At 63.0% G+C, this 15,077-nt stretch carries 11 protein-coding genes; 4 read left to right on the top strand and 7 right to left on the bottom strand.

Annotated features, from left to right (window positions below; all coding sequences use genetic code 11):
• Positions 1-232 precede the first annotated feature (232 nt).
• Positions 233-1,486 carry a sterol desaturase family protein gene (locus ABTV29_RS10765; protein ID WP_433770042.1) on the top strand — a complete coding sequence of 418 codons (1,254 nt, stop codon included), beginning with the start codon at positions 233-235 and terminating at the stop codon, positions 1,484-1,486.
• Here ABTV29_RS10765 and ABTV29_RS10770 read toward each other — a convergent pair.
• The 7 genes from ABTV29_RS10770 to ABTV29_RS10800 all read right to left on the bottom strand — a co-directional run bounded on the left by ABTV29_RS10770 (position 1,389) and on the right by ABTV29_RS10800 (position 10,617).
• Positions 1,389-2,105, bottom strand: coding sequence for a L,D-transpeptidase family protein (locus ABTV29_RS10770; protein ID WP_433770043.1), 717 nt, complete (start codon positions 2,103-2,105; stop codon positions 1,389-1,391). The genes ABTV29_RS10765 and ABTV29_RS10770 overlap by 98 nt on opposite strands.
• Entirely contained in the window at positions 2,102-2,863 is a 762-nt protein-coding gene (locus ABTV29_RS10775) for a M15 family metallopeptidase (RefSeq protein WP_433770044.1), read from the bottom strand. The genes ABTV29_RS10770 and ABTV29_RS10775 overlap by 4 nt, the downstream gene beginning before the upstream one ends.
• Before the next feature lie 196 nt (positions 2,864-3,059).
• The gene (gene glyA, locus ABTV29_RS10780) at positions 3,060-4,328 is read right to left on the bottom strand and encodes a serine hydroxymethyltransferase (RefSeq protein WP_433770045.1); all 1,269 of its coding nucleotides are present in this window, start codon (positions 4,326-4,328) and stop codon (positions 3,060-3,062) included.
• Positions 4,329-4,487: 159 nt separating this feature from the next.
• Positions 4,488-7,337 carry an aminomethyl-transferring glycine dehydrogenase gene (gene gcvP, locus ABTV29_RS10785; protein WP_433770046.1) on the bottom strand — a complete coding sequence of 950 codons (2,850 nt, stop codon included), beginning with the start codon at positions 7,335-7,337 and terminating at the stop codon, positions 4,488-4,490.
• Positions 7,338-7,346: 9 nt separating this feature from the next.
• Positions 7,347-7,730: a glycine cleavage system protein GcvH gene (gcvH, locus tag ABTV29_RS10790; RefSeq protein WP_433770047.1), complete on the bottom strand. Its 384-nt coding sequence runs from the start codon at positions 7,728-7,730 to the stop codon at positions 7,347-7,349.
• A 385-nt stretch (positions 7,731-8,115) separates the two neighbouring features.
• Positions 8,116-9,624, bottom strand: coding sequence for a sigma-54-dependent transcriptional regulator (locus tag ABTV29_RS10795; RefSeq protein ID WP_433770048.1), 1,509 nt, complete (start codon positions 9,622-9,624; stop codon positions 8,116-8,118).
• A 69-nt stretch (positions 9,625-9,693) separates the two neighbouring features.
• The gene (locus tag ABTV29_RS10800) at positions 9,694-10,617 is read right to left on the bottom strand and encodes a LysR family transcriptional regulator (protein WP_433770049.1); all 924 of its coding nucleotides are present in this window, start codon (positions 10,615-10,617) and stop codon (positions 9,694-9,696) included.
• 151 nt (positions 10,618-10,768) lie between these two features.
• On the opposite strand from ABTV29_RS10800, the gene speB reads away from it, so the two are divergent.
• From speB to ABTV29_RS10815, 3 genes are all read left to right on the top strand, one after another.
• On the top strand, positions 10,769-11,767 hold the full coding sequence (speB, locus tag ABTV29_RS10805; RefSeq protein WP_433770050.1) for an agmatinase: 999 nt from the start codon (positions 10,769-10,771) through the stop codon (positions 11,765-11,767).
• A gap of 10 nt (positions 11,768-11,777) precedes the next feature.
• Complete coding sequence (locus ABTV29_RS10810) at positions 11,778-13,286, top strand: aldehyde dehydrogenase family protein (protein ID WP_433770051.1); 1,509 nt, start codon at positions 11,778-11,780, stop codon at positions 13,284-13,286.
• 219 nt (positions 13,287-13,505) lie between these two features.
• Positions 13,506-15,074: a purine-cytosine permease family protein gene (locus tag ABTV29_RS10815; RefSeq protein WP_433770052.1), complete on the top strand. Its 1,569-nt coding sequence runs from the start codon at positions 13,506-13,508 to the stop codon at positions 15,072-15,074.
• The last annotated feature ends 3 nt before the right edge of the window (positions 15,075-15,077 follow it).

Raw genomic sequence — 15,077 nt, forward strand, 5'->3', positions numbered from 1 at the left:
AAGAAACATACGCAATAACCACTACACTCGCTGTTACAATCGGCGCCACTCCCCTGTAGGAGCGAGCCTGCTCGCGATGGTCGTTAACGATGACGCGGGAAACCGGATGCCCTGCGGTGTTCTGAAGACCATCGCGAGCAAGCTCGCTCCTACAGTAATCCAGTCATCCCGTAGTCCTGTTTTCGGTACTCAAGTTGTCAGATTTGCAGATCATCTCCGGGGGCAGCCTTTGATGGACGTGCTCACACCGCTCTATCAATACCTGTTCAGGTGGGTGATCGCGCCTGTCAGCGAGCAGTTCCTGGGCCTGTTCGATCTCAATGGCCGCCTCTGCCTGGCCTTTCTCTTCACCTCTTACGCCGTTGCCTATGGCCTGTTCCGCTATCGCAAAGCCCGCGGGCTGACCGATGCGCCGACGTTCTGGCAGTTCATTGGCGGCAGCCAGGTGCATTTTCATCCATCGGCGCTGCTCGATTGCCGCTACTACTTCGTGCGCGCGATCCTCAAGGTCGTGCTGGTGGTGCCGGTCGTGGGGCTGGTGGATCCCTATGTGCTGCGCTCCGGCGATTACGTGCGCTTTTTCACCCACCTCTGGGGCGCGCGGGTTCAGGTCGAGGAACACCTGGGGCTGTCCCTGCTGTATGGCATGGGCGTGTTCCTGTTGCAGGACTTCCTGCATTACTGGGCCCATCGCGCCTACCATTCGCGTTACCTGTGGGCCTTCCACAAGGTTCATCATTCGGCGCCGGTGCTGGTGCCGGTCACCGCCAGCCGGGTGCATTTCGTGGAAAAGATGATCGAGCGCCTGGTCGACATCGTGTTTCTCGGCGCCTTCGCCGGGATTTTCTGGTACGCCTGTGGCGGCGAGATCAGCCGCTATACGCTGTTCGGCGTGACCTACATGGTGTTCATCCTCAACGCCCTGGCGGCCAACCTGCGCCACAGTCATGTGTGGCTGTCGTTCGGGCCGGTGGTCGAGCATGTGCTCAACAGCCCGGCGCAACACCAGATCCATCACAGCGATGCGCCACGGCATCACGACAAGAACTTCGGGATCAATCTGTCACTCTGGGACTGGATGTTCGGCACGCTCTACGTCACACAGTCCAGGCCCGAGGCCATTCGTTTCGGCACCGGTGAGGCGGATCAGGAGCGTTATCTGACGCTCTACGGCCTGATCGTGACGCCCTTTGTTGAAACGGCGCGCAAGCTCCGCCCGGGCAAACGCCGGCCAATGGCTCCACTGACTATTCATGTGAATGACAAAACCTGTGGGAGCGAGCCTGCTCGCGATAGCGGGGGGGCAGGCAACAGAGATGTTGTCAGTGCCACCGCCATCGCGAGCAGGCTCGCTCCCACAGTTTCTTCACCGCTGAGCAGGGTCACGGTCAACGTTCGGGAAGGTGCCAGCGTTCACGCAAACGGTCGTATTCGGCCCCGGGCAGTTGCACCAGGCGCGGCGATAGGCGTGGATCGAGCCAGTTGAACAGACGCTGGATATCCTCCGGGGCCATGGCGGTACACCCACGGGTCGGCGTCGTCGGGCCGCGCCAGATGTGGAAGAAAATGCACGACCCGGCGTTCGGCGATGCCGGCGTGTTGTGCTCGATGAAAATGCCCTGGCGGTACAGGTCATCATTGCGTCGCATGCGTTCGGAACTGTTCCAGTCCCGGATGACTGTCGAGCCGTCGAGCAGTTGGTTGTAGCGCCCGGACTGGCTGTCATCCACGCATTCGATGGCCGTTGTCAGCTCAAGGTAGGGCAGTCGGGTTTGCGCGGTCGGGGCGTAGCCAAACGCCGTTGCCAGTTTGAACATTCCGGCTGGGGCCCGGCCATCGCCTTCCTGCTTCAGTGGCCCTGCAATCTCATCCATGGGCTCGAGTCCCTTGCCCCAACCCATTCCGTTTTTGCCGAGCACCACCGTAAAGGGCGCTTCGAATTTTTCAAAGGTGGCGCCGTGGCGTTCATAGCGCTGGGCGACGGCCCCGGTGGCGTCCCACTCCTTGCTGGTGACCACGATCAGTTGTTGGCTGTCGTCGAGTCCTCGAGCCATAGCGGTGGCGGGCAACAACAGCAGGGCGCAGGCCTTGAACAGTCGGTTCATGGTTTGGGAGCAAGCGGAGTAATGGGGAAGTCCATCACGGTCTTCAACGAAGGGTCCCGCGTATAGGTGAAATGCCACCACTCGGCGGAATAGCCGGTGAAGCCTTCCTGCTCCATGGCACGGGTGAGTCGTTGGCGGTTCTCCATGGCCGTGGCATTGATCAGGGTTGTGTCGGTATGGGCGCGATCGTCGAAGCAATCGAAGCCGGTGCCCATGTCGACAGCGCCATCGTGCCAGCGCTCAGCGTATGGGGCAGTGCAGTCGACGGGACTGGCCGAGGGCGTCCAGTGGTCGGCGGGCAGGGCGCCGGGACCGGTCATGGTCAGGTCCACGGTGCTGCCTTTTGAATGATTGGATACCCGCGCCACGTAGCCCAGGCGCCAGAAGTCCTGCTTGGCCACTTGCGGGTAAAACTCGGCTTTGCGAGGGTCGCCCGGTTCCGTGGCGAAGCGCCCCATGTCCGCCACTGCCCGGGCGGGTCGATAGCAGTCGAAGACCTTCAGGCCATAACCGTGCGCTTTCAGCGCCGCTTGCACCCGTGAAAGCGCCTTGGCCGCATCCACCGACAACAGGCACTCCGCCGCTGTGTAGCCGTCGAGCGGGTGCCCGGTGAAGTTATGGGCGCTGGCGTAGCGGATGTCCTGCTCGATGGTGGGGTCGATTGCGCGCAGGTAGACCATGTGATCAGGGCGGTCTTCAGCATTGGCCAGCACAGGCAGGCAAAGGAGCAGGAGCAATGAGCGAGGTGCAAGTGGCATCGTGCCGGGTCTCCATGAATGCATGACAAGTCAGCTCATCATGGCTGGAAAACCACTACACCTCCATCTGTAGGAGCGAGCAGGCTCGAGATGGACGTTAACGATAACGCGGGAAACCTGATACCCAGCGGCGTCCTGGCGTCCTGGCGTCCATCGCGAGCAAGCTCGCTCCTACAGAAGAGCAATGCAATGCAGATCAGTCGCGGTACACCGGGAAATCACTGCACATCGCCGCCGCCTGCCGCGCAACCTGGGCCTCGACATCGGCATCGCCCAAGTGGTCGAGGATGTCGCAGATCCAGCCCGCCAGTTCAATGCTCTGCGCTTCCTTGAAACCACGGCTGGTAATGGCCGGGGTGCCGATGCGCAGACCGGAGGTCACGAACGGCGATTGCGGATCGTTGGGCACGGCGTTCTTGTTCACGGTGATGCCAGCGCGGCCGAGGGCGGCATCGGCGTCCTTGCCGGTCAGGCCCTGGCGGATCAGGCTGACCAGGAACAGGTGGTTGTCGGTGCCACCGGAAACCACGTCGTAGCCGCGTTCGATAAAGACCTGCGCCATGGCCTGGGCATTGCGGATCACTTGAGCCTGATACGCCTTGAACGCCGGCTCCAGAGCTTCCTTGAAGCACACGGCCTTGGCCGCGATCACGTGCATCAGCGGGCCGCCCTGGCCACCGGGGAACACCGCCGCGTTGAGTTTTTTCTCCAGCTCCGGGTTGGCTTTGGCCAGGATCAGCCCGCCACGGGGACCGCGCAGGGTCTTGTGGGTGGTGGTCGTCACCACATCGGCAAACGGAATCGGGTTGGGGTACAGACCGGTCGCCACCAGCCCGGCGACGTGGGCCATGTCGACGAACAGATACGCGCCGACCTTGTCGGCAATTTCGCGAAAGCGCGCAAAGTCCAGGGTCTTCGAATAGGCGGAGAACCCGGCGATGATCATCTTCGGCTGGTGCTCGAGCGCCAGGCGCTCCACTTCGTCGTAGTCGATCAGCCCGGTTGCGGTGTCGATGCCGTATTGCACCGCGTTGTAGAGCTTGCCGGAAAAACTCACTTTGGCGCCGTGGGTCAGGTGCCCGCCATGGGCCAGGCTCATGCCCAGCACGGTGTCGCCGGCTTGAAGCAACGCCAGATACACCGCAGCGTTGGCCTGGCTGCCGGAGTGCGGCTGGACGTTGGCGTAGTCGGCGCCGAAGAGCTGTTTGGCGCGGTCAATCGCCAGTTGCTCCACCACATCGACGTGCTCGCAACCGCCGTAATAACGCTTGCCCGGGTAGCCCTCGGCGTACTTGTTGGTCAGGCCGCTGCCCTGGGCCTGCATGACGCGTTGGCTGGTGTAGTTCTCCGAAGCGATCAACTCGATGTGATGCTCCTGGCGCGCGTCCTCGGCGTTCATCGCCGCCAGCAGTTCGTCGTCGTAGCCCTGGATCTGGTCCTGCTTGCTAAAAAGGGTGCTGAACATGGTGCTTTCCTCTGGTTGTTCTTGAATAGGGGGCATTGCTCTTCTGTGGGAGCGAGCCTGCTCGCGATGGACTCCAGAGCGCCGCGGGGCATCTGGTTCCCCGCGTTATCGTTAACGATCATCGCGAGCAGGCTCGCTCCTACAGGAGGGGATGTGTGGTCAGGCGTAATCGGCGATTGAAGGGCAGGCGCAGATCAGGTTGCGATCACCCAAGACGTTGTCGACCCGGCCCACGGGCGGCCAATACTTGGCGTCGATCAATGCCTCCAATGGGTAAACGGCCTGCTCCCGGCTATACGGATGCGACCATTCACCGACCAATTCCGCCGCGGTATGCGGGGCGTTTTTCAGCGGGTTGTCGTCCTTGTCCAGGGTGCCGTTTTCCACCGCGCGGATTTCTTCGCGGATGCGGATCATGGCGTCGCAGAAGCGGTCCAGTTCTTCCTTGGATTCGCTTTCGGTCGGCTCGATCATCAGCGTGCCGGCTACCGGGAACGACATGGTCGGGGCGTGGAAGCCGAAGTCGATCAGGCGCTTGGCCACGTCGTCGACGCTGATGCCGCTGCTGTCTTTGAGCGGACGCAGGTCGAGGATGCACTCGTGCGCCACCAGGCCGTTGCTGCCGGTGTACAGCACTGGGTAGTGCTCTTCGAGGCGACGGGAGATGTAGTTGGCGTTGAGGATCGCCAGCTGCGAAGCGCGTTTCAGACCGGCGCCGCCCATCATGCGGATGTACATCCAGGTGATCGGCAGGATGCTCGCGCTGCCAAACGGCGCCGCGCACACCGCGCCTTCTTTGCGATCCATCTGCGCGTGGCCTGGCAGGAACGGCGCCAGGTGCGACTTGACGCCAATCGGGCCGACGCCCGGGCCGCCACCGCCGTGGGGGATGCAGAAGGTCTTGTGCAGGTTCAGGTGCGACACGTCGCCGCCGAACTTGCCCGGGGCGCAGAGGCCGACCATGGCGTTCATGTTGGCGCCGTCGATGTACACCTGGCCGCCGTTGTCGTGAATGATGCCGCAGATTTCGCGGATGCCTTCCTCGAACACGCCGTGGGTCGACGGGTAGGTGATCATCAGCGCGGCGAGGTGTTCGCGGTGCTCGATGGCCTTGGCGCGCAGGTCTTCGATGTCGACGTTGCCGCGGGCGTCGCAGGCGGTGACGACTACGCGCATGCCGGCCATCTGGGCGGTGGCCGGGTTGGTGCCGTGGGCCGAGGACGGGATCAGGCAGATGTCGCGACGGTCTTCGCCACGGCTCTGGTGGTAGGCACGGATCGCCAGCAGGCCAGCGTACTCACCCTGCGAACCGGCGTTCGGTTGCAGCGAGATCGAGTCGTAGCCGGTGGCGGCGCAGAGCATCGCTTCCAGCTCGTCGGTCAGCTGCTGGTAGCCGGCGCTTTGCGCAGCCGGGGCGAACGGGTGCAGGGCGCCGAATTCGGCCCAGGTCACCGGGATCATTTCGCTGGCGGCGTTGAGTTTCATGGTGCACGAGCCCAGCGGGATCATGGTGCGGTCCAGCGCCAGGTCCTTGTCGGCGAGCTTGCGCAGGTAGCGCATCAGCTCGGTTTCCGAGTGGTAGCGGTTGAACACCGGGTGGCTGAGGATCGGCGACTGGCGCACCAGCGCGGCCGGGATCGTGGCTTGCACCGAAGCGGCGAGAGCGGCGAAATCCGGCAGGGTTTTGCCATCGGCCAGCAGCGCCCACAGGGTTTCCACGTCGGCCTGGGTGCTGGTTTCGTCCAGCGACAGGCCCAGGCGCTCGGCATCCACCACGCGCAGGTTGATCTGCTGGGCATGCGCCTTGTCGTGCAGGGCAGCGGTGTTCGCGCCGGTGTTCACGGTCAGGGTGTCGAAGAAGCTGGCTTGTTCAACCGGCAGGCCGAGGCTGCTCAAGCCCTTGGCCAGGATCGCGGTCAGGTGATGCACGCGGTTGGCGATCTGGGTCAGGCCTTTCGGGCCGTGGTACACGGCGTACATGCTGGCGATGTTGGCCAGCAGCACTTGCGCGGTGCAGATGTTCGAAGTGGCCTTCTCGCGGCGGATGTGCTGCTCGCGGGTCTGCATCGCCAGGCGCAGGGCCGGCTTGCCGAAACGGTCCACCGAGACACCGACCAGACGGCCCGGCATGTCGCGCTTGAACGCATCCTTGGTGGAGAAGTACGCGGCGTGCGGGCCACCGAAGCCCAGCGGCACGCCGAAGCGCTGTGCGCTGCCGATGGCCACGTCGGCGCCGAACTCGCCCGGCGGGGTCAGCAGGGTCAGGGCCAGCAGGTCGGCGGCCACAGCAACAAGCGCGTTGGCGGCGTGGAAACGCTCGGTCAGCTCGCGGTAGTCGAAGACGTCGCCGTTGCTTGCCGGGTATTGCAGCACGGCGCCGAAGAACGCGCTGACGTCCGTCAGTTCACGCTCATCACCGACCACCACCTCGATGCCCAGCGGCTCGGCACGGGTGCGCAGCACGTCGAGGGTCTGCGGGTGGCAGTGCACGGAGGCGAAGAATTGGTGGCTGCCCTTGTTCTTGCTCAGGCGCTTGCAGAAGGTCATGGCTTCGGCGGCGGCGGTGGCTTCGTCGAGCAGGGAAGCGTTGGCGATCGGCAGGCCGGTGAGGTCGCTGATCAGGGTCTGGAAGTTCAGCAGCGCTTCCAGGCGACCCTGGGAAATTTCCGGCTGGTACGGGGTGTAGGCGGTGTACCAGGCCGGGTTTTCCAGGAGGTTGCGCAGGATCGGCGACGGCGTGTGGGTGCCGTAGTAGCCCTGGCCGATGTAGGTCTTGAACAGCTGGTTCTTGCCGGCGATGGATTTGATCAACGCCAGGGCATCGGCTTCGCTCAGGCCGTCTTCGAGGCCGAGCACGCTGGTGCCTTTGATGCTGTCGGGAATGACGCTGGCGCTGAGGGCTTCCAGGGAATCGAAACCGAGGCTGTTGAGCATGGCTTGCTCGTCACCGGCGCGAGGGCCGATGTGGCGGGCGATGAATTCGTTGCGGGTATCGAGAAAAGTGCGCATGGGGCGTCCTCAAGCGTCGGTCTGATCCTGGATCAGACGGTCATAAGCGGCCTGGTCGAGCAGGGTCTGCAGGGCACCGGCATCGTGGGGACGCATGCGAAAAAACCAGCCTTCGCCCGTCGGGTCTTCGTTGACCAGTTCCGGGTTGCCATCGAGCTCCGGGTTCACTTCAACCACTTCGCCATCCAGCGGCATGCCAATGCTGCTGGCGGCCTTGACCGACTCCACCACCGACACTTCGACGCCGGCATCGAAGGTGCCCAGTTCGGCGAGCTGAACGAACACCACATCCCCCAACGCCTGCTGGGCAAACGCGGTAATGCCCACGGTAACCAGGCCATCGCTCTCAAGACGCAACCATTCGTGATCGACGGTAAAACGCAATTCGCTCATATCTACTCCTTATTGTTCTTTGGGCAGGCTCGGGGTGACGAGCTTGGTTGCAGGAGTGATAGCAAGGGTGATGCCAGTTGTATTTATTTGTTTTAAAACAATGGCTTATGGATATTTTCGATGTGTGGGTGCCCAGCTGTCGTATTGAAATCAATACAGGCACACGGGGAGGAAGGGCCAAGGCCCGAGCCAGACGTGTTCGGGATGGTTTGTCTTGAATTCGATACGCCGTATCGATTTACACACAGCTCCTGAAGCCACAAACAAACCCCTGTGGGAGCGAGCCTGCTCGCGATGAGGGAGTGTCAGTCAACATCATTTTGGCTGACACACCGTAATCGCGAGCAGGCTCGCTCCCACAGGGAATTTGTGTTGGCAGTTGAGCTCAGGGCTTGCCGGGAATCCCGTACTTGCGCAGCCGAATGGCAATGGCGCTATGGGAGGTTTGCAAGCGCGCCGCCAGCAAACGGCTGGACGGATAACTGCGGTAAAGCTGCTCCAGCAGGTTCTTTTCAAACTCGCCGACAGCGTCTTCAAGGCTGCCGACTTCGCCATCGTTCCGGCGCTCCACAGCGGTCCGGGCGATGTCGAGATCGTCAATGTCCACCAGCGGATTTTCGCAAATCGCTGCCGCACGGAAGATTACGTTTTGCAGTTGCCGCACATTGCCCGGCCAGCGGTTGCCGAGCAGGGCGGGGAAGGTGCTCGGCGCCAAGCGACACACCGGGCGCTGGATCTGCGCGCAGGCGTGCTGCATGAAGTGCTGGGCCATCAGCAGGATGTCATGGCCGCGTTCGCGCAGCGGCGGCACTTGCAGGTTGAGGACGTTGAGACGGTAGAACAGGTCTTCGCGAAAATGCCCTTCGCTGACCATCTTTTCCAGGTCACGGTGGGTGGCGCTGAGAATCCGCACGTTGACCTTCACTTCGCGATCACCACCCACCCGGCGAAAACAGCCATCGCTCAAAAAGCGCAGCAACTTGGCTTGCAAGTAGGGCGACATTTCCCCCACTTCATCGAGAAACACCGTGCCCTGATCGGCCAGTTCCAGCAGCCCCAGCTTGCCGCCGCGTTGTGCACCGGTGAAGGCGCCGGTGGCGTAGCCGAACAGCTCGCTCTCGGCCAGGCTCTCCGGTAGCGCCGCGCAGTTGAGCGCCAGGAACGGCGCGTCACGCCGGCCGCTGATGGCATGACAGGCACGGGCCACCAGTTCCTTACCGGTGCCGGTCTCGCCCTGGATCAGCAGCGGTGCATCGAGCGCCGCCACACGTTGCGCCCGGGCCTTGAGCGCGCGGATCGGCGGCGACTCGCCCAGCAGCGCGTCGAAGCCTTCGGCGTGGTCATGGTGCAGGGCCGACAGGCGCTCGCCGATGCGGTTCGGTTGATACAGGGTGAGCAGGGCGCCGGCCTCGGTGATGGGCATGGCATCGAGCAACAGTGTGTGCCCGGCGAGGCTGACCTCGCGCATGGGCAGGCGAAAGCCATGCTCGATCAGCTCGGGCAGCAAGTCGGAATCATCGAACAGCGCGCTCAGTGATTCATCCGCCGGTTCGCGGCCGCACAAGGCGATCAGCGCCGGGTTGGCCAGCAGCACGTAGCCGCGATCATCCACCGCCAGCACGGGGTCGGAACTGGCGGCAAGCAAGGCATCCAGTTGCAGGCGCCGGCGTTGCCCCGGAAGGATGTCGACCAGGGTCACCGCCTGCACGCCCTTGACCTCCAGCAGCGCCTCGCGCAACTCCTCCAGCACCTCGGCGCCGAGGGTCGGGGCGTCGATGTAGACGTTGGGCGGCACCATCTCGACCGCGTCCAAATTGAAGCTGCGCCGACCGAGCAATGCCAGGACTTCCTGAGTGATGCCGACGCGGTCGATGAAGGTGACGTGGATGCGCATAGGTGGCCTGAAAAGTGGTGAAGCGGATGAACGCTTGAATGAGTATGTCGAATTTGCCGAACGTCGTCGTCAGGGCTTTTTCGCCGCCGGCGCTTTGTGCGAGCAGGCCTCCAGGTCTTCGAGAAAGGCCTGGAGAATCGGTGGCGGCGCCGTGCCGCGGCGGGTAATCACGTCGAACGGCGACATCAGTTGCAGGCTCTGCGGGGCAAGCTGGTGCATTTCGCCGGTCTTGATCCACTGGGCGGCGAAGTGCGCCGGCAGGAAGCCCAGATAGGCACCGGAGATGATCAGGATCGCCAGCGCCTCGATGTTGTCCACGGTGGCCGCGGCCTTGCTGACGCCCAGGTGTTCGAGGTCGTATTGCTGCATGTAGCCGCGCACCACGATGCGGCTGGTGCTGATCTCTTCGAGCAGTTCATCGCCCTCGGCCTTGCTGCCGAACAGCGGATGCCGGCGCCCGCAATACAGCCCCAGGGCTTCTTGATACAGCGGCGATTGTTGCAGTCCCGGCACATGGATCGGGAAGTGTCCGATGGCCAGGTGCAAGCGACCGTCGAGCACCCGTTCCTCCAGTTCCGCAGGTTCACCGACGTACACGCTCAGGTGCACATCGTGCCCCCGCGAGACGAAGCGCTGGGTGGTGCGCGGGATCGGCGAATCGGGGTCGGTGATGGTGCTGTCGATGATCCCCAGGTTCAGCTTGCCGCTGATGTGCTGCTTGAGCACGTCAGCGTCCATGCAGAAATTTTCCACCGCCGAAAGCAGGCGCTGGGTGGCTTCATGAATCGCCACCCCTTGTTCGGTGAGGCGAAAGCCACTGCGCCCGCGCTGGCAGAGCTTGACCCCGAGCCGGGTCTCCAAATGGGTCATCTGTTCGCTGATGGTCGACTGCCCGGCATTCAACGCCGCCTGTGCGGCCGAGAAGCCCCCGCAGCGGACAATCGTGGCAAACACCCGAAGCAGTTTCAGGTCGACATCGTGCAGCTGGATCATCGGGGACCTCCGGCATGGGGATGCATCGGTAATGCCGATATGAGTATCTGATGTTTAGCATTTTTTCCACGAAAATCTGCGCCCATAGTCTCTCCAACGGCGGTCGCCTTGCAGTCCGCCAAGCCGATAACAAGAAGTGGAGAGGCTTGAAATGTCGAACAACGGTTATGAATCCGGACGCCTGAACCTGCCATTCGTGGGTCATTGCACCTTTGGCAAATCCCCGGTGTGCACCGACTGGGATGCGCTGGACGCGGACGTGGCGGTACTTGGCGTGCCCAACGACATGGGCACCCAATGGCGCTCCGGCGCACGCTTCGGGCCACGGGGCATTCGCGAGGCATCGACGCTGTTTTCCTTCGGCCATGCCGGCGCCTACGACCACGAAGATGACGTCATGTACCTGACCGCCGCCGACGTGCGCATGGTCGACGTGGGTGATGCCGACATCGTCCACACCGATATGGCCACCAGCAACCAGAACACCGAATACGCCGTGCGCAAGATCCTCGATGCCGGAGTCATGCCGGTGGTGCTCGGCGGCGATCACTCGGTACATGCCCCGGTGATCAAGGCCTTCGAAGGTCGCGGCCCGATCCACATCATCCACTTCGATGCGCACCTGGATTTCGTCGACGAGCGCCACGGCGTGCGCTACGGCCACGGCAACCCGCTGCGCCGCGCCTCGGAAATGAACCACATTGTCGGCATGACTCAGATGGGCATCCGCAACGTGTCGTCGTCCAACCGCGATGACTACGAAGCCGCCCACGCGGCCGGTTCGAAAATCCTCTCGGTGCGCGATGTACGTCGCCTGGGTGTCGACGGGGTGCTGGCGCTGATCCCGCAGAACATCAACTACTACATCACCATCGACATCGACGGTTTCGACCCGTCCATCGCCCCTGGCACCGGCACCCCCAGCCACGGCGGTTTCCTCTACTACGAAGTGCTGGAAATCATCCAGGCGCTGGCCAAGCGCAGCCGGGGCAACATCGTCGGCATGGACCTGGTGGAGGTTGCACCGGTGTACGACCCGACCGGCATGACCTCGATCCTCGCCGCGCAGCTGCTGCTCAACAGCATCGGTTTCATCTTCCACGAACGTGCCCAGGCGCGGCAGACCACCCACGAAGCCACCCCGGCCTGAGGAGAGGAAAATGGACACGATCGTCAAAAGCTACTTGCAGAAATTCGGCGTCAGCGAAGCCACCCAGACCTTCCTCGGCAAGGTGCAGAAAATGTTCATCGGCGGGGCCTGGGTCGAGGCCAGCGACGGTGGGGTTTCCGAGGTCATCGAACCTTCGACCGAAGGCCTGCTCACCCGCATTCCCATGGGCACCACGGATGATCTGGACCGCGCCGTGCAAGCGGCCCGCGCGCAGTTCGACGGCGGCGCCTGGAGCCAGGCCAAGCCGGCAGAGCGCGAACGCCTGATCCATCGCCTGGCCGACCTGATCGAAGACAACGCCGAGGAACTGGCGCAAATCGAATCCATCGACATGGGCAAGTCGGTGGTCTTCGCCAAAGGCGTCGACATCCAGGGCACCATCGACACCCTGCGGTATTTCGCCGGCTGGGCGACCAAGCTCCACGGCCGCACCGTCGAGCCGTCGCTGCCCGGCAATTACCTGGCCTATACCCGCAAGGAAGCGGTGGGCGTGGTCGGCGCCATCGTGCCGTGGAATTTCCCGCTGCAAACCATGGCCTGGAAGCTCGGCGCGGCGCTGGCCACCGGTTGCACCGTGGTGGTCAAACCCGCCGAACTGACCTCGCTCTCGGCCCTGCGCTTTGCCGAGCTGGTGCAGGAAGCCGGCATACCGGACGGCGTCATCAACATCGTCACCGGGCGTGGCAGCGTGGTCGGCGCGGCCATGGCTACCCACCCCGGCATCGACAAGCTGACCTTCACCGGTTCGACCCCGGTAGGCCGCACCGTGGGCCGCGCCGCGCTGGACGAAATGAAGCGACTAACCCTGGAACTCGGAGGAAAATCACCAGTAATCGTGATGGCCGATGCGGACATTCCAGCGGCTGCGCAAGCGGTCGCCAACGGTGTGTTCTTCAACTCGGGGCAGGTGTGCGACGCCGGTACGCGGGCCTATGTGCATCGCAGCGTCTACGACGAATTCCTGCGCGAGCTGATCGCCTACACCCGGACCCTGAAGATGGCGCCGGGACTGGATCCGGACTGTTTCATCGGGCCGCTGGTGTCGGCGTTGCAGAAGCAGCGGGTGACCGAGTACATCGAAACCGGCAAGGCCGAAGGCGCCGAACTGGTGTATGGCGGCCAGCCCGTGGAAGGCCCGGGCTACTTCGTCGAACCGACCATCTTCGCCCACTGCCGCAACGACATGCGCATCGTCCAGGAGGAGATCTTTGGCCCGGTTCTGGTGACCGCGCCTTTCGACGATGAAGAAGAGGCGCTGGCCCTGGCCAATGACTCGCCCTATGGCCTGGCGGCGGCCCTGTACTCCAACGACCTGGGCAAGGTGCACAGCCTGATTCCACGGTTGAAGGCCGGTTCCGTCTACGTCAACGCCCACGGCACCCTCGACCCGTCGATGCCGTTCGGCGGCTACAAGCAATCGGGTTTCGGCAAGGATCTGGGCGCGGAGCAGCTGGATTACCTGCTCGAAACCAAGGCGGTGTGGATCACGCTGCCCTGATTCACAGCTCATGCCTGCCGGCACCATGGACAATGCCAGGCAGGCAAAGGGACACCCTGTGGCGAGGGAGCTTGCTCCCGCTGGGTCGCGAAGCGGCCCCGGCTCTTCTCCTGAAAAGCAGGGAGTGCTGCGCACTCCAGCGGGAGCAAGCTCCCTCGCCACAGGCACCCGAAACAATGCGGTTATCTCGTCATGATCTTCCAATAACAAGAGTCCATCATGAACATTGACGCCAAGCCTGCTGCGAACGTATCCATCCTCGACGACAAATCCGTGGTCGAGAGTCATTCCATCGACTTCATCCCCGAGAGCGAACGCACCGACAAGCTGTCGAGCCAGGGCCCGTTCTGGTTTCTCGGCAACTTCACCTTCTTCACCATGACCATCGGCTTCGTTGGCCCGAGCGTCGGCCTGACCGCGCTCTGGACCACGCTCGCTGGCACGCTGGGCATCATGTTCGGCACGCTGTTCATGGCTTTTCATGGCTCCCAGGGGCCACACCTGGGCCTGCCGCAGATGATCCAGTCCCGCGCGCAGTTCGGTTATCGCGGGGTGATCCTGGTGCTGCTGGCGACGCTGTTCGTGTTCGCCGGTTTCAACATCGTCAACCTGGTGTTGATGATGCAGGGCCTGCACACGCTATTCGGTTTCAACCCCGCCGTGATCGCGATAGCGGTGACGGTGCCGGCGACGGTGCTGGCGATCCTCGGCCATGACTGGATGCACCGCAGCTTCAAATGGGCGTTGTACCTGTCGCTGCCGCTGTACGGCCTGGTGACCCTGGCGGTGCTGATGGGCTGGGTGCCGGATGCGGTGTTGCCACCGCTGGCCGCAGGCGAAGTGGCCCCGGCACCGCTGGGCTTCAACTGGACCGGTTTCATTGCCCAGTTCGCGGCGGCCGCCAGCTACAACATCGCTTACGCACCCTATGTGTCCGATTACTCCCGTTACCTGCCCAAGAACACCTCCAGCGGCAAGTTGATTGCGGTGGTGTTCCTCGGTGCGTCGCTGTCCGGTGCGTGGATGATTTCCGTGGGTGGCTGGCTGGCCGATCACCTGCATTCCACCGATGTGCTGGTGGCCCTGGGGCAGGTCGGCAATACCGTGTCGCCGCTGATGGGCACGGCGGTGGTGGTCATCACCATCCTGGCGTTCCTGCCGGTGATCGCGATGAACATCTACAGCGCCAAGCTGACCACCCTGACCTGCGTCGACTCCATCAAGCACATCGAACCGACCCGCAAGGCGCGGATCCTGGCGATCCTGTTCGTGATCCTGCTGCAACTGGGCGTGGCCATGAGCATCCAGAGTTCCGGCAAAGGCCTGTCGGTGCTGGGGATCTACCTGGTGGTGATGCTGTACTTCCTGGTGCCCTGGACCTCGGTCAACCTCACCGACTACTTCTTCGTGCGCAAGGGCCGCTACGCCATCCCGCACTTCTTCATGCCCCACGGCAACATCTACGGCAGTTGGGGCCTGCGCGGCATCCTCGCGTATGCCATCGGCTTCGTCTCGATGATTCCGTTCTTCTACATCTTCGACGGCGTCGAGCAGCGCGAAGTGTATGTCGGCCCGCTGGCCAAGGCCCTGGGCAGCATCGACATCGCCTGGCTGGTCGGGCTGATCGTCTCGGGGCTGGCGTACTACTGGCTGAGCCGCTCGATCGACCTCAAACGTGAAGAAACCGTGATCCAGCACATCGAAAAAACCTGTCCGCAATACACCACCGGCGACTCGTTGACCAAACCAAAAATGCCCGTCTTCAACGAATCGGCGGTCCGGAGATAAATC

Origin of the sequence: Pseudomonas putida (genome assembly GCF_050989985.1) — a bacterium.
GTDB lineage: Bacteria > Pseudomonadota > Gammaproteobacteria > Pseudomonadales > Pseudomonadaceae > Aquipseudomonas > Aquipseudomonas putida_AI.

Coding starts and splice junctions, on each gene's coding strand:
- ABTV29_RS10765 (WP_433770042.1), top strand. CDS start 233: ATGGACGTGCTCACACCGCTCTATCAATACCTGTTCAGGTGGGTGATC.
- ABTV29_RS10770 (WP_433770043.1), bottom strand. CDS start 2,105: ATGAACCGACTGTTCAAGGCCTGCGCCCTGCTGTTGTTGCCCGCCACC.
- ABTV29_RS10775 (WP_433770044.1), bottom strand. CDS start 2,863: ATGCCACTTGCACCTCGCTCATTGCTCCTGCTCCTTTGCCTGCCTGTG.
- glyA (WP_433770045.1), bottom strand. CDS start 4,328: ATGTTCAGCACCCTTTTTAGCAAGCAGGACCAGATCCAGGGCTACGAC.
- gcvP (WP_433770046.1), bottom strand. CDS start 7,337: ATGCGCACTTTTCTCGATACCCGCAACGAATTCATCGCCCGCCACATC.
- gcvH (WP_433770047.1), bottom strand. CDS start 7,730: ATGAGCGAATTGCGTTTTACCGTCGATCACGAATGGTTGCGTCTTGAG.
- ABTV29_RS10795 (WP_433770048.1), bottom strand. CDS start 9,624: ATGCGCATCCACGTCACCTTCATCGACCGCGTCGGCATCACTCAGGAA.
- ABTV29_RS10800 (WP_433770049.1), bottom strand. CDS start 10,617: ATGATCCAGCTGCACGATGTCGACCTGAAACTGCTTCGGGTGTTTGCC.
- speB (WP_433770050.1), top strand. CDS start 10,769: ATGTCGAACAACGGTTATGAATCCGGACGCCTGAACCTGCCATTCGTG.
- ABTV29_RS10810 (WP_433770051.1), top strand. CDS start 11,778: ATGGACACGATCGTCAAAAGCTACTTGCAGAAATTCGGCGTCAGCGAA.
- ABTV29_RS10815 (WP_433770052.1), top strand. CDS start 13,506: ATGAACATTGACGCCAAGCCTGCTGCGAACGTATCCATCCTCGACGAC.